The sequence below is a fragment of the Halobacillus sp. KGW1 genome (assembly GCF_001592845.1).
In the GTDB taxonomy this organism is placed as follows: domain Bacteria; phylum Bacillota; class Bacilli; order Bacillales; family Halobacillaceae; genus Halobacillus.
Map to the genome: position 1 here is coordinate 451,203 of NZ_LSOC01000004.1, position 21,372 is coordinate 472,574.

Sequence of the window (21,372 nt, forward strand, 5' to 3'; positions counted from 1 at the left end):
AGGAGACAGATTATCTTGGACATTACATCGATCTTGAACCAAATGACGTTGGAAGAAAAAATAAATCAATTGATGCAGTTGGCTACTCCATTCTTCCACGGATCTATGGATAGAGGGGAAATTACGGGGCCGATGAAAGCTATGGATGTATCAGAATCTGCAATTATCCAAGCCGGTTCTGTATTAGGCGCTTCCGGTGCAGAGCAGACCATTTCGATTCAACGGGAACATTTAAAACGCAATCGTCTCGGAATTCCACTCTTGTTTATGTCAGATATCGTACACGGATACAAAACCATCTTTCCGGTACCATTAGCATTAGGCTGTTCCTGGAATTTGAATCTTGCGGAAGAATGTGCCGAAATCGCAGCTAAAGAGGCGGCTGTATCTGGAACCCATGTAACGTTCGCACCGATGGTAGACCTTGTCAGAGATCCCAGATGGGGAAGAGTGATGGAGTCTACCGGCGAGGACGCCTATTTGAACAGCGAATTCGCCAAAGCCCAGGTAAAAGGTTTCCAAGGAGATCATTTGAAAGATGATCCTTACCGGGTCGCGTCCTGCGTCAAACACTTCGCAGCGTACGGTGCTGCAGAAGGCGGACGTGATTACAATACAGTAGACCTGTCGCCGCGTGAGCTCATGGAGTCCTATGTACCGGCTTTTCAAGCGGCCATTGACGCAGGCTGCGAAATGGTGATGGCGGCTTTCAATATAGTGGATGGCGTACCCGCTACGGCTAACGAGCCCCTGTTAAAACAGTTACTTAGAGAACAAATGGGGTTTGGAGGTGTCCTGATTTCCGACTGGGGAGCAGTCAAAGAACTCCTCCCGCACGGGGTGGCGGGAGATGAAGCCGATGCTGCCAGACTGGCCATGCAGGCTGGGATAGATATTGAAATGATGACGACCTGCTACTCCAACCATTTGCCAACGAAGGTAAAAGAAGGGACAGTCGAAGAACACCAGTTGGACGAGGCCGTACTTCGCATCCTGCGGTTAAAAGAAAAGCTGGGCTTATTTGAAAACCCTTACAGAGGGGCGGACATCGAAAAGGAGAAGGAATTTGTCCTTTCAGAAAAACATAGAGAGACCGCTTATGATGCGGCTGTACAATCAATCGTCCTTCTTAAAAACAAATGCCACCTTCTCCCTCTCGATCTAAAACGATCCCTCGCATTGATCGGACCATTCATCGACAGCACCGATATACTTGGTCCATGGTCATGGAAAGGATCACCGGAGGATACGGTCTCTGTATACGACGGGATTGGTAAACATTGCGAATCAACCAGGTTGGTATCCGCCGAAGGTTCCCATATCGAGAAGACTTCCTCTTCCCTTTTGGAAGACGCCCTGAAGAAAGCGGCACATGCAGATACCATCTTGTTAGGACTCGGGGAAGCATCCAAAATGAGTGGAGAGGCAGGCTCCAGAACGAACATCCAAATACCCGAAGCTCAAATGCGGTTGTTCCGGGAAATACAGAAGCTTGGGAAGCCGATCGTCGTCGTCTTGTTCAATGGGCGTCCCCTTGATTTAACGGAGATCGAAGCCGGGGCCGATGCCATTCTTGAAGCATGGTTCCCGGGTACAGAAGGCGGGAACGCCATTGGTGATATCCTGTTCGGACAGGCCAATCCCAGTGGAAAGCTTACAATGTCGTTTCCGAACTCAGTCGGACAAGTTCCCCTTTACTATAATCATTTCAATACGGGAAGACCGAAAGACGCTCCTGATGCACAGGAAAGGTACGCGTCCCAATACTTAGACAGTCCGAATGAACCACTGTTTCCTTTCGGATACGGCCTTAGTTATACAAGCTATCGGTACGATAACATCAAGTCTTCTTCGGGCACTTTATGTTCCGGTGAGAGCATTACATTTTCTATCGATGTGACAAACACAGGAAACATGGCCGGTACAGAAATTGTTCAATTATATATTCAGGACCTCGTTGGAGAGGTCGTACGTCCGGTGAAGGAGCTTAAAGACTTCCAAAGAGTATCTCTGCTGCCGGGTGAAACGAAACGTGTATCGTTCACTATTACAGAAAAGCACCTCCGGTATGTCCATGCCGACCTGTCACGCTCCAGTGATCCAGGTGAATTCAAGACGTTTATCGGAACAAGCAGCCGGGATGTGTCCGAAGTATCCTTCCGTTTAAAAAAAGATGTTAAGGAGAGCCTCCAATGATAAATCACACGCACGAATTAGAAGCAGGACGTTTGAAATTCACTTTTCTCCCAACGGGCGATCTATACAGCATTCGTTATAACAACCTCTTAATCAACCAAGTTTTATCAAACGGAATAGATGGATCGTTGAATAACCTTTACCTCCGCATCCATCAAGATGATGGCACGTATGCAGCCACCCCTCTCCTCGGCATTCAATCACCCAGTACCGTCTGTTTCGGAAACGAAGCAGTAAGCTGGACCGGTGTTTTCGAATCTGTCGCGTATGAGGTCGTATTCCGGCTGTCCGACGATCATCTATGGTTTTGGGATGTGACATTGAAAGGAAATGCCAGGGCGGATCTTTTCTACACACAGGACGTCGGACTTGCAGATATTCAAGCCGTACGATCCAATGAAGCGTACACTTCTCAATACATCGAGCACACGATTTTCAATCAGGAGGAGAAGGGATATATTGTCTCTTCAAGGCAGAACCAGCCTCAAGGTGGTTCGTTTCCTTATCTGCAGCAAGGAGGATTGAGCAGAATTGCCGGATTCTCAACAGATGGATTTCAATTCTTCGGTTTATCCTATAAGGCAACCAACCGTCCGGAAGCTCTTGAAAAACCCACCCTGGCCAACCAGAAATATCAATATGAATTTACCCTGTGTGCCCTTCAGTCGGAGACCATAAAACTGAACGGAGAGGCCACTTACACGTTTTACGGTTTATTCAAAGAAAACCATGCCGAAGCAGTGGAAGAACCGTTTCATCCCGACCATATAGAGAAGGCCTGGAGCAAATCCCGCAATTCTGTACCAGACACGTCTTCCTCTGGCCAACCAAGGTTCAGCGAAATGATCGGTTCTCCTTTAATAACGACAGAACTATCGGAAACAGAACTGCAGGACCTTTACAGCGATCGCATATTGGAGGAGGAAGCAGACGGCACATTATTGTCCTTCTTCACACCGGACTATGCACATGTTGTCCTCAAGCAGAAGGAAGAAACGATGGAACGCCCGCACGGCCATATTTTAATGGATGGGCACAATGATCGCATCCGAAATGATGTGCTCACAACTACTTCCTACATGTATGGCATTTTTAATTCTCAAGTGGCCGTCGGCAATATTTCTATGAACAAGATGATGTCCAACAGCCGCAATCCTCTCAATCTGATTAAGACAGCCGGACAGCGGATATACGTGGAGGTGGAAGGAACATACCGTCTCCTTACCATGCCTTCGTTATTTGAGATGGGGCTTAATTATGCGAAGTGGATATACAAGACCTCAGATGAGGTGTTTCTCGTTACGAATTTCATCGATACGGACGGCAGAGGTATTCAGATGGACTTCCAGGCTGAAAGCGGCAAAAGCTATCGCTGCATCGTGACGAGTCAAATAGTAATGAATGCAAACGAATACGACGCCCCCTTTCATTACGACGAGGAAGAAGGCTCTCTGATCTTCAAGGCGGATGAGACAGCGGCTAGTTATCCCGTCCACCCGGGCCTTCGTTATAGAATGAGTATCTCAGGAACGGATTACGAAGTAGTAGACGAAGACTTCCTGACATCGGGAGTAGAGAAAGGAAGCACCTCCCTCGTCATCATGGCTCTGGAGTCTGCTTCAGAATGGACGCTGCATCTGGCAGGTCATTTAAGTAAGACCCCTGCCCCAACGAAGATGATGGACTTCGGTGTGGAAAAGAAACGCTATCGAAACTATATAAATCAGGTCAGGAACCATTTCCATTTATCTCATGCGGATGAACGGATCAATCGGGACATGGAGAAGTTCAATGCTTTGAGCTCCTGGTACACCCACAACATGCTGGTCCATTTCTCCACTCCCCATGGTCTGGAGCAATACGGAGGAGCTGCCTGGGGGACAAGAGATGTCAGTCAGGGACCTTTTGAATTTTTCTTGGCGACAGAGAACTATCAAACAGCAAGAGATATCATTCTTCATGTGTATGCCCATCAATACGCCGGAGACGGCAACTGGCCCCAGTGGTTCATGTTCGATGAGTATTCTTCCATACAGCAGGCGGAAAGCCACGGGGACATTATTGTGTGGCCGTTAAAAATGGTCAGTGACTACCTGAAAACAACCGGGGATTACAGCATTCTGAAGGAAGAAATCCCATATACAGAAGCAGACACATATTCCTTCACAGAATCGAAGTTTCCGTTAATCGAACACATGGATCGACAACTATCCTATATGGACCAACACTTCTTACACGACACCTGCCTCCCCTCTTACGACGACGGGGATTGGGACGATACGCTTCAGCCGGCTAAGGAACAGTTGAAGAAGTACTTGGTAAGCAGTTGGACGACGGCTCTGATGTACCAGGCCGTCCATTCCCTTTCCAGCCTGCTCACCGACAAGGATCCCACACGCGTGGAACGTACAAAGAAAATGGCCGACGGAATTCGAAGAGACTACCACCGATTTATTAATAAGACGGATGTCATTCCAGGGTTCATTTATATGGAAGACAAGGAGCACCCGGAATACATGCTTCATCCCCAGGATCAAACGACCGGCATACACTACAGACTGCTCCCGATGCAGCGAAGCATTATCAGTGAATTATTTACGCCGGAAGAAGCTGCTCGTCATTATGAAATCATAAAAAACCAGCTTACTTATCCTGATGGAGTGAGACTGATGAACCGTCCCGCTACTTATCGGGGAGGAGTGAGCACACACTTTAAGCGGGCAGAGCAGGCTTCCAACTTCGGACGGGAGATTGGTCTACAGTATGTTCATGCACACATCCGCTTCATAGAAGCAATGGCGAAGCTCGGAAAAGATCAAGATGTGTGGGATGGGTTGGCCGTGATTAATCCTGTCCGCATACAAGAAGTCGTACCGAACGCCTCACTACGTCAAAGCAACGCTTATTTCAGCAGCTCCGACGGGGCTTTCCTGGATCGTTATGATGCCCAGGAGCACTTCCATCAATTGAAGGACGGAAGTGTACCAGTCAAGGGCGGATGGCGGATCTATTCCAGCGGTCCCGGTATCTATATGAACCAGCTGATCAGTCAGGCTCTCGGGGTACGGCAGGAAAAGGACAGCATCGTCATCGATCCAGTCGTTCCACCCAATATGGACGGCTTACATTTTCATTTCGATCTTCTCCACCGGCCCGTTACATTCATCTACCATCTGAATTCCGAAGCATCTATGATCACGGCAAACGGAAATAAACTCACATTAAAAAGTACCTCCTCCCCTTACAGGCAAGGCGGATGGAAAATTGCAAAAGGAGAATTAGAACCATACCTTAGCAGCAAAGAAAATACGATCGACATCTATCTTTGAACAACAAAAAGGACTTCCGTCTCCGGAAGTCCTTTTTATTATATCCAGATCCAATCAACCATCCATATCGTCGATGCCATGACAAGAAAGCTCAAAGGCAGACCAACCTTTAAATAATCTTTGAATCGATATCCCCCCGGTCCGTATACAATCAAGTTCGTCTGGTATCCGATTGGAGACAGGAAGCTTGCAGACGCCCCGATGGTTACCAAGATGACAAAGGCCATCGGTTCTACTCCCAGCCTGTTGGCGGCCTCGACAGCGATTGGGAACATTAAGACAGCGGCAGCATTGTTTGTGATCATTTCTGTAAAGAGAGCCGTCAGAACATACAACAGAACGAGGGCTCCGAAAATCCCGAATGGATCGGACAGTCGGATCAGTCCGCCGGCTACCCATTCGGCAGCGCCCGTTTTGAACAAGGCCTGCCCGATTCCAAAGGCACTTGCGATGAGCAGAAGGACGTGGAACTGGACATTCTGCTTGGCTTCATCAGGAGTAACAATCTTGCACAGGAGATAAAAGACGACCAATATACTCATTGCCGTAAACATGGACAGGGCGTTCATGGTGACAAGGCCGATCATTCCAACCAGGGACAGGAGTGCCGTCCACGCCTTCCAACTGCTCATCTTATTTAAGAGCGGGTGTTTCTTAAGCGGTGTAACGACATAAAAATCTTTTGACTGAGCTGCTCTTTCCTGAAAATCAGCTCCTGTCAAAAGCAGGAGCGTGTCTCCGGCTCTCAACTCTATGTCACCAATTTTACTTTCAATCCGTTCATTGTTCCGATGAACAGCGACCACTCCTGCATCAAACGTCGCCCGGAATTGTGTTTCTTTTATCTTTCTATGCAGCAGAGAGGACTGGTGAGAGACGACGACTTCCACAAGACGGCCGTGTCCGTTCTCCAATTGTTCCAGGGAGACGTCCGTTCCTGTTTTGATCGTCAATCCTTTCTTATCCTGCAGCTCAGCGATCTTGGAAATGATACCAGTGAAAATAAGGCGGTCCCCCGCTTTTATCGTTGTAGAATTCTTAACCGGACACACTTTATCTTTGGAGCGCGCAATTGCCAGCAGATAAACTCCTTCCAAATTACGGAGTCCCGCCTCTTCAACCGTCCGATTGACGGCTGGAAAGTGATTCTCTACAACCACTTCCATCAAATATTGCTTCCGTTCATCCCCGCTTCTTTTATTCAAAGGTTTGTAGTCAGGAAGAATACGGTAACCGACCGTCACCAAATAAATCAACCCGATCAAGCTTGCGGGAAGACTGACTTGTGCAAGAGTGAAAAGACTGTATCCCTCCATCCCCCGCTCCAGCAGCAATCCATGGACGACAAGGTTGGTGGACGTACCCATCAAGGTAAGTATTCCTCCCAAGATGGAAGCGTAAGATAACGGAATCAGAAATTTAGACGGTGATATATTATGATCGGCACACCATTCGCGAACGATCGGTGTCAGCGTTACGACGATCGGTGTATTATTCAAAAATGCCGAAGCACCGGATATCGGTACAAGAAACCGGAACAACGATCTCCTCTCCGACTTCCCTTTCCCGAGCAGGGCTGCCACCGATCTCTCAACCAACCCGCTCTTCTGAATGACACCAGCTATGACGAACAGCATAGCAACCGTCAGCATACCTTCATTGGAGAAGCCGGAAATCGCCTCTTCCGGTGTAATGATGCCCACTGCAAGAAACGCAATCAACGCGACGAACACGATAATATCCGGCCGCGCCACCTCTTTAAATAAGCAGATCATCATCACCAAGACGACCAGCAGCACAAACCCCATCTCCCAGGTCATTGTCAATCCTCCATACCCACCTGTTTATAGTCTTACGAAATTAAATATTCAGAATAATCATCAATTGATATTTAAGTCTATAGGTTTACTCGGAATTACGCAACTCTTTTATAGTAAAATATTTCAAAACTATTGGCCGTGTTCCTTAATTTTGAAAAAAATACGTACCTTCGCCCTGTCTGTAAGCAGGATATGTGGAGAAAATCGCGTCATATATATGAATTCTAGAGATTGGGTACACTACGAATACTTTCAAATCAAAGGAGATGCAGGAATGATGAATAACTGGAAAACACTATCCGTGCTGGCGGCAGTCCCGTTTTTCCTGTTAGCAGGATGTAACGATAATGATGAGGTAAGCAACCCACCTGAGGATGCACCTCAAGAGGAGCAGGCAGAAAATGGTGCAGCAGAGACGGATGAACAATCTTTTCCGTTCACCAGCTTCGACTTAGAGGTCCACTATCCGGAGAACAATACATTTGATGTGGATTATGAAAAGGAGAAAGATGGAATGGAAGCGAGTTATCAAGATGACATGGACGACCAAAACCTTCAGTCCGACGAGGCATTGGCACAAATGACACCTCTGTTCCAGGAGCTGACGTTCGACAAGGACACCGCAGACGATGAGGTCATCAAGCAAGTGAAGGAAGCCTTCAACCTGCCGGATGATTATGAGTCCTTCGAGCTCGACGTCGATTTCCCGGATGGTACGGAGAAAGAATACAGGGATCAGACAAAATAAAGGAAGAACACCTCCGGCAGGATGATCGGAGGTGTTCCTTTTTTATGAAATTATCCCCTCCTAAACTCCTGCCATTCATTGTAAAATAAAAGGAGTACATCCATTACATAATGGAAGCAGGAGGTCGTTCGACTATGTCGGAAGCAAACGCTGTCCAATTTTCAAAGCAGCCACAAACAAGGAAATCCCTCGCGGAGGACCTTAGAAATCTAGGAGTGGAGGAAGGTATGACGGTGCTTGTTCACAGCTCGATGAGTTCGCTGGGCTGGGTGTGCGGAGGACCTGTCACCGTCATCCATGCTCTGCAGGATGTTCTGACACCGTCAGGGACCTTGGTCATGCCTGCCCATAGTGCCAACATGTCGGATCCAGCCGGATGGGGGAATCCACCCATCCCTGAATCGTGGTGGGAAACGGTGCGCGCAGAAATGCCCGCCTTTGATCCAGTCATCACTCCTAGTTACTTCATGGGACAGATCGCGGAAGCGTTCCGTTCTTTTCCTGATGTCAAGCGGAGCAACCATCCGGTCTCTTCCTTCGCAGCCTGGGGGAAATACAGCGAAGAAATCACGAAGGACCATTCGCTTGATTTCGGACTTGGGGACCAGTCTCCACTCGCCCGGATTTATGACCGGGACGGGTATGTCCTTTTACTTGGTACGGACTATGAGAGCAATACGTCCATGCATCTCGGGGAATATCGTTCCAAGTGTCTGAAAGAATGTACGAATGGAAGTCCGGTTTATGAAAATGGAAAGAGAGTATGGCGGACTTACAAAGATTTAGAGTATGAGGAAGAACGTTTCCCAACAATCGGAGAAGCATTCGAAAAGGTGCACCAGGTGAAGAAAGCACCGGTCGGAGAGGCAGAAGCCCGTCTGCTTCCCCAGCCCGCAGTGGTGGACTTCACAGAAGCATACCTCTTCCACGCACACCAATAAAAAAAGAGCTTGCGGGATTCAGCCCGCAAGCTCTTTCTCTTGTCTTATTCTTTTTTATCTGAGGAAGCTTTCTGCTCAATCATTTCTGTTTCGTCTAAATAGCGAAGCAGGTCGCCGTAGACGACAGAGTCAGATAGAGCAAGCTCTTCTTCCGCTTGTTTAAATCCGGAAGTACAAGCATCTTCCCCTTCTACCGGTTCGCCGGTCTCCCTGTCATAGCAGTTGCCATTGACACCGACATACTTTTCATTTGCGAAGTTACCATCACGGTCGATCATCAATTCCTGACGATCTTCACTGAAGAGATCCTGTCCGAATTGAACGGGATTGTCATCTTCCACACCAAGCAGATTCATGATTGTCGGACGCAGGTCGATTTGACCACCGACTGTATCATATTCTTTCGGCTCAATGCCTTCTCCGATGATGAGAAGCGGTACGCGTTGAAGCTGGAACTGTTCGTATTCATTGATATCTTTATCCAAATACTCACCCATGGCTTTCTTATGGTTCTCAGAAATACCGAAGTGGTCCCCATAGATGACCAACACCGTGTCATCGGCCAGATCAGATTTCTTGAATTTCTCTACAAACTGTTTCAATGCTTCATCCTGATAACGAATCGTCTGGAAGTAGTTATTCAGCGTCTTACTGGATGTTTGTCCAGGCTCGATCATCTGTTTATCTTCCGGAAGCGTAAACGGATGGTGGTTCGTCAGTGTAATCATCTTATTATAGAAAGGCTGATCGATCTGTTCCATCTTATCCAGGGATTCATCAAAGAAGTACTCATCGAGAAGACCCCAGTTATAGGATTTATCCTCAGTTACATCAAAATCCTTCTTGGAATAGAAACGATCATATCCGAGTGAATCATACATCGTATCACGGTTCCAGAAGCTGGCATCGTTCGCATGCATAACAGAAGACGTGTACCCTTCTTTGCCTAGCACTTCCGGCGTTGCCTCATATTCATTCCCCGCATGCGTAAAGAATGCAGATCCACGGTTCAATCCATACAAGGAGTTATCCAACAGAAACTCGGAGTCGGATGTACGCCCCTGCTTCACCTGGTGATAGAAGTTACTGAAATAAGCCCCTTCTTCTTTCAGGTCGTTCAAGTATGGCGTCAGCTCCTGTCCGTTCACCGTATTATCGACAACAAAGGTCTGCGTACTTTCCAAGGAAAGAGCAATAACGTTCTTCCCTTCTGCAATTCCCTTCATTTCTTCACTAGGCTCCGTCTTTTTCTCATTTAGATAATTCAAGACAGGCGCAAGTTCGTTACTGTCGGCGAAAGAACGCTTCGCCTCTGTCTGTCCCTGTAGAACAAGGTCATACGCGTGGAAGTTCAGGACACCAAGGTACTTAACAAGCATGTTCCGGTCGAATGCCCGCTGCAGCAATTCCGTACGCTCAGTCTGTGCCCAGCCGAGGTTCACGACAAACAAAGGAACAGCGATCATCGCAAGGATCAAACCTTCCTTTCGTTTCGGCATGAAACTCTGCAAACGATTTTTTCTTAAGAAGAACAATAGAAATGCAGCGACGAAGACATCAAGGAACAGGAAAATGTCTGTGGCTGACATGATATCGGTGATACTTCCGCCAAGACCGGCAAGGTTTGCCGCCTGACCTAACATCGGAATCGTTAAAAAGTCGTTGTATTCTCTATAAAATAGGACGTTTACATACAATAGTAAGGACCCGAATATATACATCCCCAGCATTCCCTTACGGCCGCCAAGAAGAATACCGACACCGAATAGTAGGAAAATACTGCTCAGTGGGTTGAATGCAAGAATAGCCGCTTCATTGGCATTTTCAATATTCAACGTGAAGACACTGCCCTGAACGTAATACATCTTCGCCCAGAAAATTGCAATGACAGCAGCATAAATCATGAATTTCTTCTTGAATTCGGGGTTTTCCATCTTTGTTTTAAATTTAGAAAACATGATACAACCTCCGTAAATAGTGATCTAATTTATTTATGTTCCATCAATAGCTGATACCAATTAAAATTAAGCATGCGTAGGAGAACAAGATTGATAATACCACATTTACAATAAAAAAACGCAACAATAATGGAACTGTTATATGTTCTTAATACTATTACACCACTATTACACAACAGTTACCGTAAGATGATAAAAAACTCCAGAAAGCGACAGGCGCTTCCTGGAGTTCAGGGGGACTCTTTTTAAACTATATTCTTTACCAGCTCCACAAATGCATCAGCTTTGATTCGTTTCTTGCCGCCACCCTGGACAAAATGCGGTTTTCCTCCGCCTTTTCCCTCGATATGCGGCAACACTTGTTTCGCCACGTCATTCATATTTCTGTCCAGTCCGCTGCCACAGGCAAGTACAAACTGGAGGGCATCTTCCTGTTCACTGACGAGCAGGACACAGGCATCCGTCGTTTCGTTCAACACAGCCTGCCCTAAAGTCTGGAGCTGCTTAATGGAACGGTCCTGATATACTGCAGAGAGAAACTGTTTCTGCTCTCCTTGTTCCACAAGCTCCTTCGCTTCATAGCCGATCAGCTTACTCTCCAAATCCAAGATGTACTTATCCTTCTCTTTGCTTTTTTCATTCAGCTCAACGATTTCCTCCGGCAGCGCCTCCTCGGGACGGGCAACGAGCTGCTTCAACTCCGTCAACAGTCGATGTTTCTTTCCGAACTGTCCAAGCAGGCGTTCTCCGCAGACAAATTCCAGGCGCACCTGACCCTTATTCTTAGTCCAGCCCAGAAGCTTGACAGCCCTTACTTCCCCGGTCGCCTGCGGATGTGTTCCGCCGCAGCCATTATAATCAACGCCCGGAATCATGACGAGACGGACATTTTCCGTGACGGCGAGTTTCTTACGCAAAGGATACTTCCCCGCCTCTTCCGCCGTCATCCATGCTGTTTCCCCCTTAATATTTTTCAGGATCAAGCGGTTGACCTCTGCTTCCGCTTCTGTAAGCGTTTCTTCCAGAAGCTCAGAAGTATCCAAATCGATCGTGACCGTTTCCTCACCCAGATGGAAGCTGGTCGTCTGCCACTGAAAACGATCTTCCATGACTGCAGAAAGGATATGCTGCCCGCAATGCTGCTGCATATGGTCAAAGCGTCTGGCCCAGTCAATTTCCCCATGGACGGTACCTCCGACGACCATCGGCTCCTCCAAATAATGACGGATATCGCGGTCCACTTCTTCCACACCCGAAACCGGTGCTCCGTTCAAAGCTCCTCGATCACTCGGCTGGCCGCCGCCGGTTGGATAAAAGGCTGTTTCTTCAAGAATGACGAAAAATCCGTTATCATCCTGCCCGGTACGGGCAATGGTTGTATCAAATGCTGTCAAATAAGCATCTTCATAATATAATTTCCGTGTCATATACTTTCCTCCTATGTATATCCTACGGGAATCGTAGCATTTTTTCACATGGTGCCGCCACATATTTCCCGGGAAATCGACGAAACAATAAAGAAGACTCCGCTGTTTCCAGCAGAGCCTTCGAGAGTCTTCCTGATAATTATAAAGATCCTACAGCATCGCGGACGGTCGTATTTCCCCCGACCACTTGGAATTCCTTACCGATTGTTGCCTCATTTTCCAATGTCGCAAGAATGACGCTCGCCACGTCTTCACGGGAAATTTCCCCGCGTTCGACTTTCTCAGCCGCTTCCACTTCACCCGTACCCGCATCGTTCGTCAACATTCCCGGGTGGATGATCGTGTAATCCAGATCCGTTCGTCGCAGCCAGTCATCTGCATAGTGCTTCGCAATGACATAAGGAGCGAAAGAAGCCGGTGCTTCCTGAATCGCTTCCCGCGTCGTATCGAAAGAACTGATCATGACGTAGCGCTTCACACCTGCCTGCTTCGATGCTTCGATCGTCTTCACCGCACCGTCAAGGTCGATCATTACTGTTTTATCAGGGCCGGTATTCGGACCGGATCCCGCTGTAAATACGACAGCGTCCACTCCTTTAAACGCTTTTGCAATGGTTTCCGTGTCGTCTTCCAAGTCAATAAGGACCGTTTCGGCTCCTAAATCTTTGAAGTAGGACGCCTGCTCCTCTTTGCGGATCATAGCGACGGCTTCTACTTTTTCGCTGTCCTGGATTTTCTCAACCAGATGTTTACCGACTTGACCATTTGCACCTACTACAAGAACTTTCACTCTCACTCATCCTTTCTATGGAAAACATACATGGTATAGTTTGTTCACCTGTAAGATATGTAACCTTTTTTTATAAAAAGCAAACATCCCAGCTGTTCCTACCACGGGGAAGAAAGGAAAATATTGTTTATTTATGGATTGTTTGATATATTGAACTGTGACAACTGAATACGTTTTGATTCGGGTGCAGGCGCACAAATGCTGCCTGCTTAAAAGGGAAACCGGTGAAAAGCCGGTGCTGTCCCGCAACTGTAATTGGGAGCGAACTGAAGGACCACTGTCCCCGCCATCAGGCGGGAATGGGAAGGGTTCAGGGAGCGATGATCATAAGCCAGGAGACCTGCCCGTTTCAGCGAACATCATGTACCTACGAGGATAGGGGGTGTGAAGTGCCGTTTCAGGAGAAGGATGGATACGCATGGCTGCGGATCTTATTTGCTTTTCCTATGAAGAACGCAGCTTGACAACTTCTTGGGGAAGTTGTTTTTTTATTGGCTTTATTTCCGAATGAAATAGAGGTGTCTCTATGAATGATCCGATAGACAGCTATATCGACCTTTTTAAAGCATCTATTATGAATCAGTTCTACGCCGCTCTTCCAAGTACACTGGAGGAGACGTTCGAACAATGGCAGAAGGAATGCCGTGACTCGGAAGAACGAATTCGTTTAGAAAAAGCATACGCCCTTGTCCGCGAAGAACTTTTCGGTAAGCATTCGCTGTCCTGATCTTATTTTTGTAAGCGGTTACTATAAGGAGGATGTCTATGCCTGATCAAATGATCTATCGACCTGGTCTTGATGGTGTGATTGCTGCAGAGACGCAGCTTTCCTACCTGGATACAGAGAATGAGGAAATTGTCATCCGCGGCTATGAACTGATTGAGCTTGCCGGCTGTAAGACCTATACAGACTTGATTCATCTTCTGCTTCACGGCAGTCTCCCTGCAGGTGCAGAACGATCAAATATCGAAGCTTCTTTAATAAAGGAATATTCCCTGCCGCAAGGATTTTTTACGCTTTTCGAAAAGCTTCCGTCCTCTACACACCCGATGGATGCGCTGCGGACAGGCGTTTCCGCCCTTGCCGGCCACGATGAAAGGCTGGAAGACCACTCACCGGAGGTCATGCGTACGACAGCGCTGCGTTTACTGGCTAAAATTCCGAACATCGTCGCTAACAGTTACCACATCCTGCAGCAGGAACCGGTCATCGAGCCCAGGGAGGAACTCTCTTACAGCGCGAATTTCTTATACATGATCACCGGTACGATACCATCGGAGCAGGAGGTGAAGTTCTTCGACCGTTCCCTGTTGCTCTACAGCGAGCACGAAATGCCGAACTCGACCTTCACCGCCCGGGTCATCGCATCGACGAATGCCGACTTGTATGGTGCCTTGACCGGTGCCGTCGCCTCCTTAAAAGGGAATCTTCACGGCGGTGCGAATGAAGCGGTCATGCATATGCTGCTTGAAGGAAAAACGACCGACGGATTCCGTCACCTGCTCTATGAAAAGCTCCAGAAGAAAGAAAAGGTGATGGGATTCGGTCATCGAGTGTATAGGAATCGCATGGACCCACGGGCTTCCCTCATGAAAGAAGCTCTTCGGGAACTCGCAAAAGAAAAAAAACGTGAAGACCTGTTTGACATGTGCGAAGCAGGAGAAGCCGTCATGAAAGAAGAAAAAAATCTATATCCGAATCTGGATTACTACGCTGCTCCTGTCTATTACCTTCTTTCTGTTCCAATCGCTTTGTACACGCCGATCTTCTTTGCTGCAAGAACCCTCGGCCTCTGTGCCCATGTCACAGAACAATACGCCAACAACAAGTTGTTCCGTCCCCGTGTCCTTTATTCCGGCCCGCGGGATCTGCATCCATAAAGGAAGAAAGCCGGGCTGCCTGCCCGGCTGTATGGTACATATTCTTTGTAAAGGTGGAGATGAAATGGAAGAAGTGAAAATGAATACCCTCAAGGAAACCGATCCATTATTGGAGGAAATCGCTGCTTATGCGGTTCACGAAGAAGTTACCAGCGAGGAAGCGTTGCAGACAGCCCAGTACGTCCTGATGGATTCGCTTGGCTGCGGGTTTCTCGCCCTTCGATACCCGGAATGCACGAAACACCTCGGTCCCATCGTTCCTGGTACTATCGTTCCTGACGGCTCGCGTGTCCCGGGGACTTCCTATGAATTGGATCCTGTTCATGCCGCCTTCAATATCAGCTGTATGATTCGTTGGCTCGACTACAATGACACGTGGCTCGCTGCCGAGTGGGGGCATCCCTCCGACAACCTGGGAGGAATCCTGGCCATCGCCGACTATATCAGCAGGAGGCGACTGGCCGCAGGGGAAGCTCCGCTCCACATGAAGGACGTGCTCGTGAACATGGTGAAGGCCCACGAAATTCAAGGTGTCCTTGCACTTGAGAACAGCCTGAACAGAGAAGGTTTGGACCACGTCCTTTACGTAAAAGTCGCAACAGCCGCCGTTGTTACAGCGATGCTCGGCGGGACGAAGGAAGAAGTCACCGATGCCGTCTCGCAGGCATGGGTCGATAATTCCAGTCTCCGCACATACCGCCACGCGCCAAACACCGGATCACGGAAATCCTGGGCTGCCGGTGATGCGACAAGCAGGGGTGTCCGTCTGGCTTTAATGACGAGAAAAGGAGAAATGGGATATCCCACAGCATTATCTGCGCCAGGGTGGGGCTTTCAGGATGTCCTGTTCAGCGGGAAAAAGCTGACACTGGCCCGCCCGCTCGGTTCCTATGTCATGGAGAATATCCTGTTTAAAATCGCATACCCAGCCGAGTTTCATGCCCAGACGGCTGCGGAAGCCGCCGTCCAGCTCCACACGGAAGTAAAAGACAGACTTTCCGACATTGCCAGGATTACCATCACCACCCATGAATCGGCGATTCGGATCATTGATAAGAAAGGACCGCTGCACAACCCTGCGGATCGCGATCACTGCCTGCAGTACATCACAGCTGTCGGATTGATTTACGGCACCCTGAACGCCGACCACTATGAAGATGACACGGCCCGGAATCCGGATATCGACCGACTAAGAGGGTTGATGACAACGGTGGAGTGCGAGGAATACAGCCGCGATTACCTCGATCCGGATAAACGTTCGATCGCCAATGCTGTTCAGGTATTCTTTACAGACGGTTCCTGCACTGAACAAGTGGCAATTGAATACCCCCTTGGCCACCGCAGACGCCGGGATGAGGGAATCCCGCTTCTTTTGAACAAGTTCCAGGACAATTTGAAGACACGCTTCCCATTCCGTCAGGTGAACCGGATTCTGAATCGATGTGAGGATTACGACCAATTAGTCGATACATCCGTGCCTCAATTCATGGAATTATTCCGTATATAAGGAGGAGAACGTATCATGACATGGATAGTGGAACCTACATCGACCCAGCCGGAACGAGCAGCAGCGTTCAAGCGATTGATGGAAGAACAGGAACTGCTCAGGATTCCCGGTGCCCATGACGGCATGTCTGCCAAAATAGCCAAAGACGTCGGGTTCAAGGCCCTTTACTTATCAGGTGCCGCCTATACTGCCAGCCGTGCACTGCCCGACCTCGGCATGATTTACTCCAACGAAATGGCAGCAAAGGCACAAGAGTTGATCCGTGCCTCCGACCTTCCCTTACTTGTCGATATCGACACCGGATACGGCGGGACCATCACCGTCGCCCGCGCAGCGATGGAAATGGTAGAGGCAGGAGTTGCTGCCGTTCAAATCGAGGATCAGCAGCTCCCGAAGAAGTGCGGCCACTTAAACGGAAAAACACTTGTCGATACAGAAGAGATGATGCAGAAAATCCGCACGATTAAAGAAACGGCTCCTACCCTCCTGGTCGTCGCCAGAACAGATGCTAAGTCAGTGGAAGGAATGGATGCGGCGGTCGAACGTGCGAATGATTATGTAAAAGCGGGCGCAGATGCTGTTTTTCCAGAGGCTTTGACGTGCGAGGAAGATTTCAATAAGGCGTCCGATGCCATTCACGCCCCTCTTCTGGCCAACATGACGGAATTCGGGAAAACCCCGTATTTCACCGGGGAAGACTTCGAGGCATTCGGAATGAACATGGTGATTTATCCTGTCACCTCCCTTCGCGTCGCTGCTAAAGCCTACGAACGGATTTTCACGGAAATCCTGACCCAAGACACACAAAAGCACAAATTGTCCGACATGCAGTCCCGTGAAGAGTTATACGAAACGATCAACTATTATGATTATGAAGCACTGGACAAGAAAGTAGCCAAAACCATCCTCCCTGAAATCGGAAGGGAATCAAAATCATAAAAAAAGCCCCGGGATGCCTCTCCCGGGGCTTTTCATCAGCCGCGATGCTTGATCGCAAGGCCTTTCAGGAAATTCCTCGCATACTTATCGCCGCATGGTTTGTAGTTTTTATGCCCTTCTTTTCTAAGCAGCGCACTCAATTCGCCTTTTGTTATCGTCACACCGGCAAGTCCGATGATGTCGATCACATCTTCGTTGGTGAGTTTCAATGCTATTTTCACTTTCTTCAGCATGACGTTATTGACGCTGGAATAGTTCTTGATGGAACGGTCCGGTTTGACAGGGGTGCCATCCTTAGAAAGCTGAGGGCCCCTTTCAAATGTAATCAACCCGTTCAGGAAGGACTCCAACATGCTGTTCGTACACTTGATATGCATCTCGTCCTCGTACGCTTCATCATCGTATTCCTCATACTCTTCCTCCGGCTTGGTGAGAACTTTACGCACGTCCTCTTTCGTCAGCTCTACACCGCCGAGCTTGAATATTTCAACCATGTCCATGTCGCGGATATCGAGGGCATATCGCAGCCGTATCAATATATCATTATTATCCATATCATAACCTCCATGTAGTGTCGCGGATTCTTTTGCAGCAAAAGACGACCGGCCTGTTAAAGGACTATTTTAACACAAGTATCCCATTATCCATATCCCCTTCATCTTACCCAAGAACACACCGAAAAAACCGCCCCCATAGCGGGAAGCGGTCTATCGGGTTACGTCTCTGTTTTCAGCAGCCGCCTTAGTATTTTTCCTGCGCTCGTCTGCGGCAGCGAGCGGCGGATTTCGATGGCTGAAGGTACCTTGTAGCGGGCCATATGCTCCTTGGCCCATCCTGTCAGCTCTTCTTCCGTTACGTCGGCATCCTGCTGCAGAACGAGGAACGCCTTCACAACCTCCCCTTTTCGCTCATCCGGGATACCGATGACGGCTGCCTGTACGACAGCCGGGTGCTTCTTCCACAGCGATTCCACATCTTCCGGGAAAATACTGAACCCGGAGGACTTGATCATCTCCTTACTCCGACCTTGAAAATACAGATAGCCGTCCTCATCGAAGTAACCGATATCGCCCGTATGCAGCCAATCATCCTTCCTAACCTCTGCTGTAGCCTCCGGACGATTCCAGTAGCCCTTAAACACACCCGGGCTTCGGATAACAATCTCCCCTGACTCCCCTGGTGGACAAGCTTCTCCTGTCCATGGATCATGGATCTCTATCCTGGAACCAGGAACCGGAACGCCGACGGAACCGAATTTCACCTTTTCCGCAGGCATATACGTATCGACCGTATGTGATTCACTCAAGCCGTACGATGCTTCAAACAAACGGCACCCCGGCGCTAGCTCCTTCCACCTTTCCGCAAGACTCTCCGTCACCGGCATACCGAAACTGGTACACAGGTTCAACCGCAAGTGTTCAAGCGTTCCTTCTGTTCCCATGTCAAGTATCGCTTCATTCATCGGTGCGGTGCTGTACCAGACCGTCACTTCATAATGTTTAAGCATCCTCAACGTTTCAACCGGATCAAAGCGTTCCATCAACACACACGGAGCCCCTGTGTAGACAGGGATATTCACGCCCATCACCATTCCCGCTATATGGCACAGCGGCATGACCGCAAGCCACGTTTCCCGATTCTCCACTCCGTTGGCGCTGACTGCAGCCGCCGTTTTGTAAAGGGCATTGCCGTAGGTAAGCATGGCCGCTTTCGGACGCCCGGTCGTCCCGGATGTAAAAGCAAGCAGAGCGGTCTCATCCATATCAACGGCGGTTGGCTTTTGTAACGAAGGGCCTTCAAGAAGAACATCTCTCCATGCTACTTCCCGCTGCTGCAGGGTTGAATCCTTCTCTGAAACGGCGTCTGCTCGGTACTCGCTGTTTCGAACGGCAATGACACGGGCGAGCGTATGCTCCATTTTTCTCACTTCCGAAAGCAGTTCGCTGCCCGCGAAAACGGCGCACATTCCTACTTCTTCCACGAAGTAATCCAACTCTCCAGCCTTATACATCGGACTTAGCGGACAGACGACTGCCCCGATGTACTGAATGGCATAATGAGCAATCACGTATGGTGGTCCGTTCTGCATGAAAAGCCCGATCCGATCGCCTTTTGTAAATCCAGCGGCGGTTAAGAACCCTGCGACCTTCTGAACCTGCTCCAGCACGTCTCTCCAGTTCCAAGACTTTCCGTAGTAAATGTACGCCGGATCGGTCGGACGCTCCCTGGCATGGTCCTGTAAGTATTCCGTCAAAGGTTTCTTCCCCTTTTTATACATTACCGTATCGTTTCGTCCCTGCTTCTTCATTCCATCCCTCCTACTGCGACATCGGCCAATCAGCGAGACGTCTGTCGCTTTTCACTGGACCGGAAGCCGTCGCCGATCGAAGGAAACGGAGAAGAAAGGAACGGGTAGCTTCCGGTTCAATAATATCTTCAATCAGAAATTTGCCTGCTGCCTTCATCGGGGAGCTGTCGAAATTCCACTGCTCTAAATATTTGGCTCGTTCCTGCTTCGGATCTTCTGCCTGTTGAATATGCTTTCCATACACCACATTCACACCGACCTCAGGACCGGTGAAGTTGATTTCCGCCTCCGGCCAGGCAGCGACGACGTCTGCTCCCATTCCGGGTCCGCACATATTTCCATAAGCGGCTCCAATACTCTTTCGGAGAACGACCGAGTATTTCGGCACCGTCGACTTAGCAAGGGCCGTGTTCCAGTTCATAATCTTCGAAGCCATCTTCCGCTTCTCCGCCTGGCTGCTGATCCGGAAACCAGGCGTGTCATGAAGAAAGACGATGGGAATATGGTAGGAATCGCACAGGCAGATGAAATCCACCGCTTTATCACATTCCTCCGGTCCCGGTGCACCTGCCATCTGCATCGGTTGGTTTGCGACGATTCCGGTTACCTGCCCGTCCAGACGCGCAAAACCGGTGATCAGTGCTTTTCCGTAAAACGATCGGTATTCCATGAACGTCTGCAGATCAAACAGAGTTTCGATAACCTCCCTCACATCATAAGGGCGCCGCAAATTGGCAGGTACGATGTCCATCACATCAATCCTCCGATCGCCATCCCCGCTGTGAACGACCGGCGGAGTGTCTTCTGCATTGGAAGGTAGGTAACGGAAAAATGTGCGCAGCATCTCGATGGCATCTTCCTCGGTTTCCGCTATGTGATCGATGTGACCCGTGTGGACGGCATGGACGCCGGTTCCGCCAAGATCGTCCGCTGTCAGCCGCTCCCCGCTTGCCATTTCGAGCATCCTTGGTCCAGCTACGGCCATCCCCGTTCCCTTCACCTGAGTGACAAAATCGGAGGTGACGGCCATCCATGTCGGACCGCCGTAGCATTCTCCAAGTATGGCAGTCAGGACCGGTGTTTCCCTCCCATGATCGAGCATGCAGTGAGGGAATAGTTTGTCACTAATGCCGTCGGAACCCATCCCGTCCGGCATCCGCAGTCCTCCGCCTTCACATAAGTTGAACAGCGGCAGCTTCCGTTTCTTCGCATAAGAATAGAAGAACTCACTCTTTCGCAGGTGTACTTCCCCCTCTGTTCCGGACAGCACGCGGACGTCCATCGCCTGAACGACCGCCTCTCTCCCTTCCACGCGGATCATGCCGCCGATCAGTCCGTCTGCCGGTGTCCGCTCTTCCATACCAGGTACCGGAGAATGTGCGGCCGCCCCTAGTTCCCAGAACGACCCGGCATCCGCAAGCAGATCGATTCGTTCCCTTGCACTTAATTTCCGCTGTTTCACTAAGCTTTCCTGTTTTCCCTCCACTATCGTATCCCCCTCACATACTAACCAGTCGGTATGTTTCGA

The 21,372-nt window shown here is 49.1% G+C and carries 15 protein-coding genes and 1 riboswitch; of the genes, 8 read left to right on the forward strand and 7 right to left on the reverse strand.

Annotated elements, in window-relative coordinates:
- The first annotated feature begins 15 nt into the window (after window positions 1–15).
- Window positions 16–2,196: a beta-glucosidase BglX gene (gene bglX, locus AXG56_RS17040; RefSeq protein ID WP_082794505.1), complete on the forward strand. Its 2,181-nt coding sequence runs from the start codon at window positions 16–18 to the stop codon at window positions 2,194–2,196.
- The gene (locus AXG56_RS17045; protein WP_062515646.1) at window positions 2,193–5,525 is read left to right on the forward strand and encodes a GH36-type glycosyl hydrolase domain-containing protein; all 3,333 of its coding nucleotides are present in this window, start codon (window positions 2,193–2,195) and stop codon (window positions 5,523–5,525) included. The genes bglX and AXG56_RS17045 overlap by 4 nt, the downstream gene beginning before the upstream one ends.
- A 38-nt stretch (window positions 5,526–5,563) precedes the next feature.
- Here the strand turns inward: AXG56_RS17045 and AXG56_RS17050 are convergent, their stop codons facing one another.
- Entirely contained in the window at window positions 5,564–7,345 is a 1,782-nt protein-coding gene (locus AXG56_RS17050; protein ID WP_062515648.1) for an SLC13 family permease, read from the reverse strand.
- Window positions 7,346–7,619: 274 nt separating this feature from the next.
- Here AXG56_RS17050 and AXG56_RS17055 point away from each other — a divergent pair, with 274 nt between their 5' ends.
- Window positions 7,620–8,093, forward strand: coding sequence for a YusW family protein (locus AXG56_RS17055; RefSeq protein WP_062515650.1), 474 nt, complete (start codon window positions 7,620–7,622; stop codon window positions 8,091–8,093).
- A gap of 134 nt (window positions 8,094–8,227) precedes the next feature.
- Window positions 8,228–9,034 (forward strand): aminoglycoside N(3)-acetyltransferase, encoded by an 807-nt coding sequence (locus tag AXG56_RS17060; RefSeq protein WP_062515652.1) that lies wholly within the window; start codon window positions 8,228–8,230, stop codon window positions 9,032–9,034.
- A gap of 44 nt (window positions 9,035–9,078) precedes the next feature.
- Here the strand turns inward: AXG56_RS17060 and AXG56_RS17065 are convergent, their stop codons facing one another.
- From AXG56_RS17065 to AXG56_RS17075, 3 genes are all read right to left on the reverse strand, one after another.
- A complete protein-coding gene (locus tag AXG56_RS17065) occupies window positions 9,079–10,992 on the reverse strand; it encodes an LTA synthase family protein (RefSeq protein WP_008634417.1) in 1,914 nt (637 codons plus the stop codon).
- A gap of 245 nt (window positions 10,993–11,237) precedes the next feature.
- Entirely contained in the window at window positions 11,238–12,419 is a 1,182-nt protein-coding gene (locus tag AXG56_RS17070) for a DHHA1 domain-containing protein (RefSeq protein ID WP_062515654.1), read from the reverse strand.
- A 139-nt stretch (window positions 12,420–12,558) separates the two neighbouring features.
- Window positions 12,559–13,209, reverse strand: a complete 651-nt coding sequence (locus tag AXG56_RS17075) for an SDR family oxidoreductase (protein WP_008634412.1) — start codon at window positions 13,207–13,209, stop codon at window positions 12,559–12,561.
- A 165-nt stretch (window positions 13,210–13,374) separates the two neighbouring features.
- A riboswitch (cobalamin riboswitch) is annotated at window positions 13,375–13,572 on the forward strand.
- Window positions 13,573–13,735: 163 nt separating this feature from the next.
- On the opposite strand from AXG56_RS17075, the gene AXG56_RS17080 reads away from it, so the two are divergent.
- The 4 genes from AXG56_RS17080 to prpB all read left to right on the forward strand — a co-directional run bounded on the left by AXG56_RS17080 (window position 13,736) and on the right by prpB (window position 17,536).
- Complete coding sequence (locus tag AXG56_RS17080; RefSeq protein ID WP_062515655.1) at window positions 13,736–13,936, forward strand: hypothetical protein; 201 nt, start codon at window positions 13,736–13,738, stop codon at window positions 13,934–13,936.
- A 38-nt stretch (window positions 13,937–13,974) separates the two neighbouring features.
- The gene (gene mmgD, locus AXG56_RS17085) at window positions 13,975–15,090 is read left to right on the forward strand and encodes a citrate synthase (protein ID WP_062515656.1); all 1,116 of its coding nucleotides are present in this window, start codon (window positions 13,975–13,977) and stop codon (window positions 15,088–15,090) included.
- 64 nt (window positions 15,091–15,154) lie between these two features.
- A complete protein-coding gene (locus AXG56_RS17090) occupies window positions 15,155–16,597 on the forward strand; it encodes a bifunctional 2-methylcitrate dehydratase/aconitate hydratase (protein ID WP_152522245.1) in 1,443 nt (480 codons plus the stop codon).
- A 15-nt stretch (window positions 16,598–16,612) separates the two neighbouring features.
- Window positions 16,613–17,536: a methylisocitrate lyase gene (gene prpB / locus AXG56_RS17095; protein WP_062515657.1), complete on the forward strand. Its 924-nt coding sequence runs from the start codon at window positions 16,613–16,615 to the stop codon at window positions 17,534–17,536.
- 35 nt (window positions 17,537–17,571) lie between these two features.
- Here prpB and AXG56_RS17100 read toward each other — a convergent pair whose 3' ends face one another.
- The 3 genes from AXG56_RS17100 to AXG56_RS17110 form a co-directional block, all read right to left on the reverse strand.
- Window positions 17,572–18,090, reverse strand: coding sequence for a DUF1456 family protein (locus tag AXG56_RS17100; RefSeq protein ID WP_008634401.1), 519 nt, complete (start codon window positions 18,088–18,090; stop codon window positions 17,572–17,574).
- A 161-nt stretch (window positions 18,091–18,251) separates the two neighbouring features.
- A complete protein-coding gene (locus AXG56_RS17105) occupies window positions 18,252–19,844 on the reverse strand; it encodes a class I adenylate-forming enzyme family protein (protein WP_062515658.1) in 1,593 nt (530 codons plus the stop codon).
- A 10-nt stretch (window positions 19,845–19,854) separates the two neighbouring features.
- Window positions 19,855–21,330 (reverse strand): acyl-CoA carboxylase subunit beta, encoded by a 1,476-nt coding sequence (locus tag AXG56_RS17110; protein WP_062515659.1) that lies wholly within the window; start codon window positions 21,328–21,330, stop codon window positions 19,855–19,857.
- Window positions 21,331–21,372: the final 42 nt, after the last annotated feature.

What these genes read in the sequence shown, in the direction of transcription:
- AXG56_RS17055 (WP_062515650.1), top strand. Translation starts at nt 7,620, where the DNA reads ATGATGAATAACTGGAAAACACTATCCGTGCTGGCGGCAGTCCCGTTT.
- AXG56_RS17045 (WP_062515646.1), top strand. Translation starts at nt 2,193, where the DNA reads ATGATAAATCACACGCACGAATTAGAAGCAGGACGTTTGAAATTCACT.
- AXG56_RS17090 (WP_152522245.1), top strand. Translation starts at nt 15,155, where the DNA reads ATGGAAGAAGTGAAAATGAATACCCTCAAGGAAACCGATCCATTATTG.
- AXG56_RS17050 (WP_062515648.1), bottom strand. Translation starts at nt 7,345, where the DNA reads ATGACCTGGGAGATGGGGTTTGTGCTGCTGGTCGTCTTGGTGATGATG.
- AXG56_RS17070 (WP_062515654.1), bottom strand. Translation starts at nt 12,419, where the DNA reads ATGACACGGAAATTATATTATGAAGATGCTTATTTGACAGCATTTGAT.
- AXG56_RS17080 (WP_062515655.1), top strand. Translation starts at nt 13,736, where the DNA reads ATGAATGATCCGATAGACAGCTATATCGACCTTTTTAAAGCATCTATT.
- AXG56_RS17100 (WP_008634401.1), bottom strand. Translation starts at nt 18,090, where the DNA reads ATGGATAATAATGATATATTGATACGGCTGCGATATGCCCTCGATATC.
- AXG56_RS17060 (WP_062515652.1), top strand. Translation starts at nt 8,228, where the DNA reads ATGTCGGAAGCAAACGCTGTCCAATTTTCAAAGCAGCCACAAACAAGG.
- AXG56_RS17065 (WP_008634417.1), bottom strand. Translation starts at nt 10,992, where the DNA reads ATGTTTTCTAAATTTAAAACAAAGATGGAAAACCCCGAATTCAAGAAG.
- prpB (WP_062515657.1), top strand. Translation starts at nt 16,613, where the DNA reads ATGACATGGATAGTGGAACCTACATCGACCCAGCCGGAACGAGCAGCA.
- mmgD (WP_062515656.1), top strand. Translation starts at nt 13,975, where the DNA reads ATGCCTGATCAAATGATCTATCGACCTGGTCTTGATGGTGTGATTGCT.
- AXG56_RS17105 (WP_062515658.1), bottom strand. Translation starts at nt 19,844, where the DNA reads ATGAAGAAGCAGGGACGAAACGATACGGTAATGTATAAAAAGGGGAAG.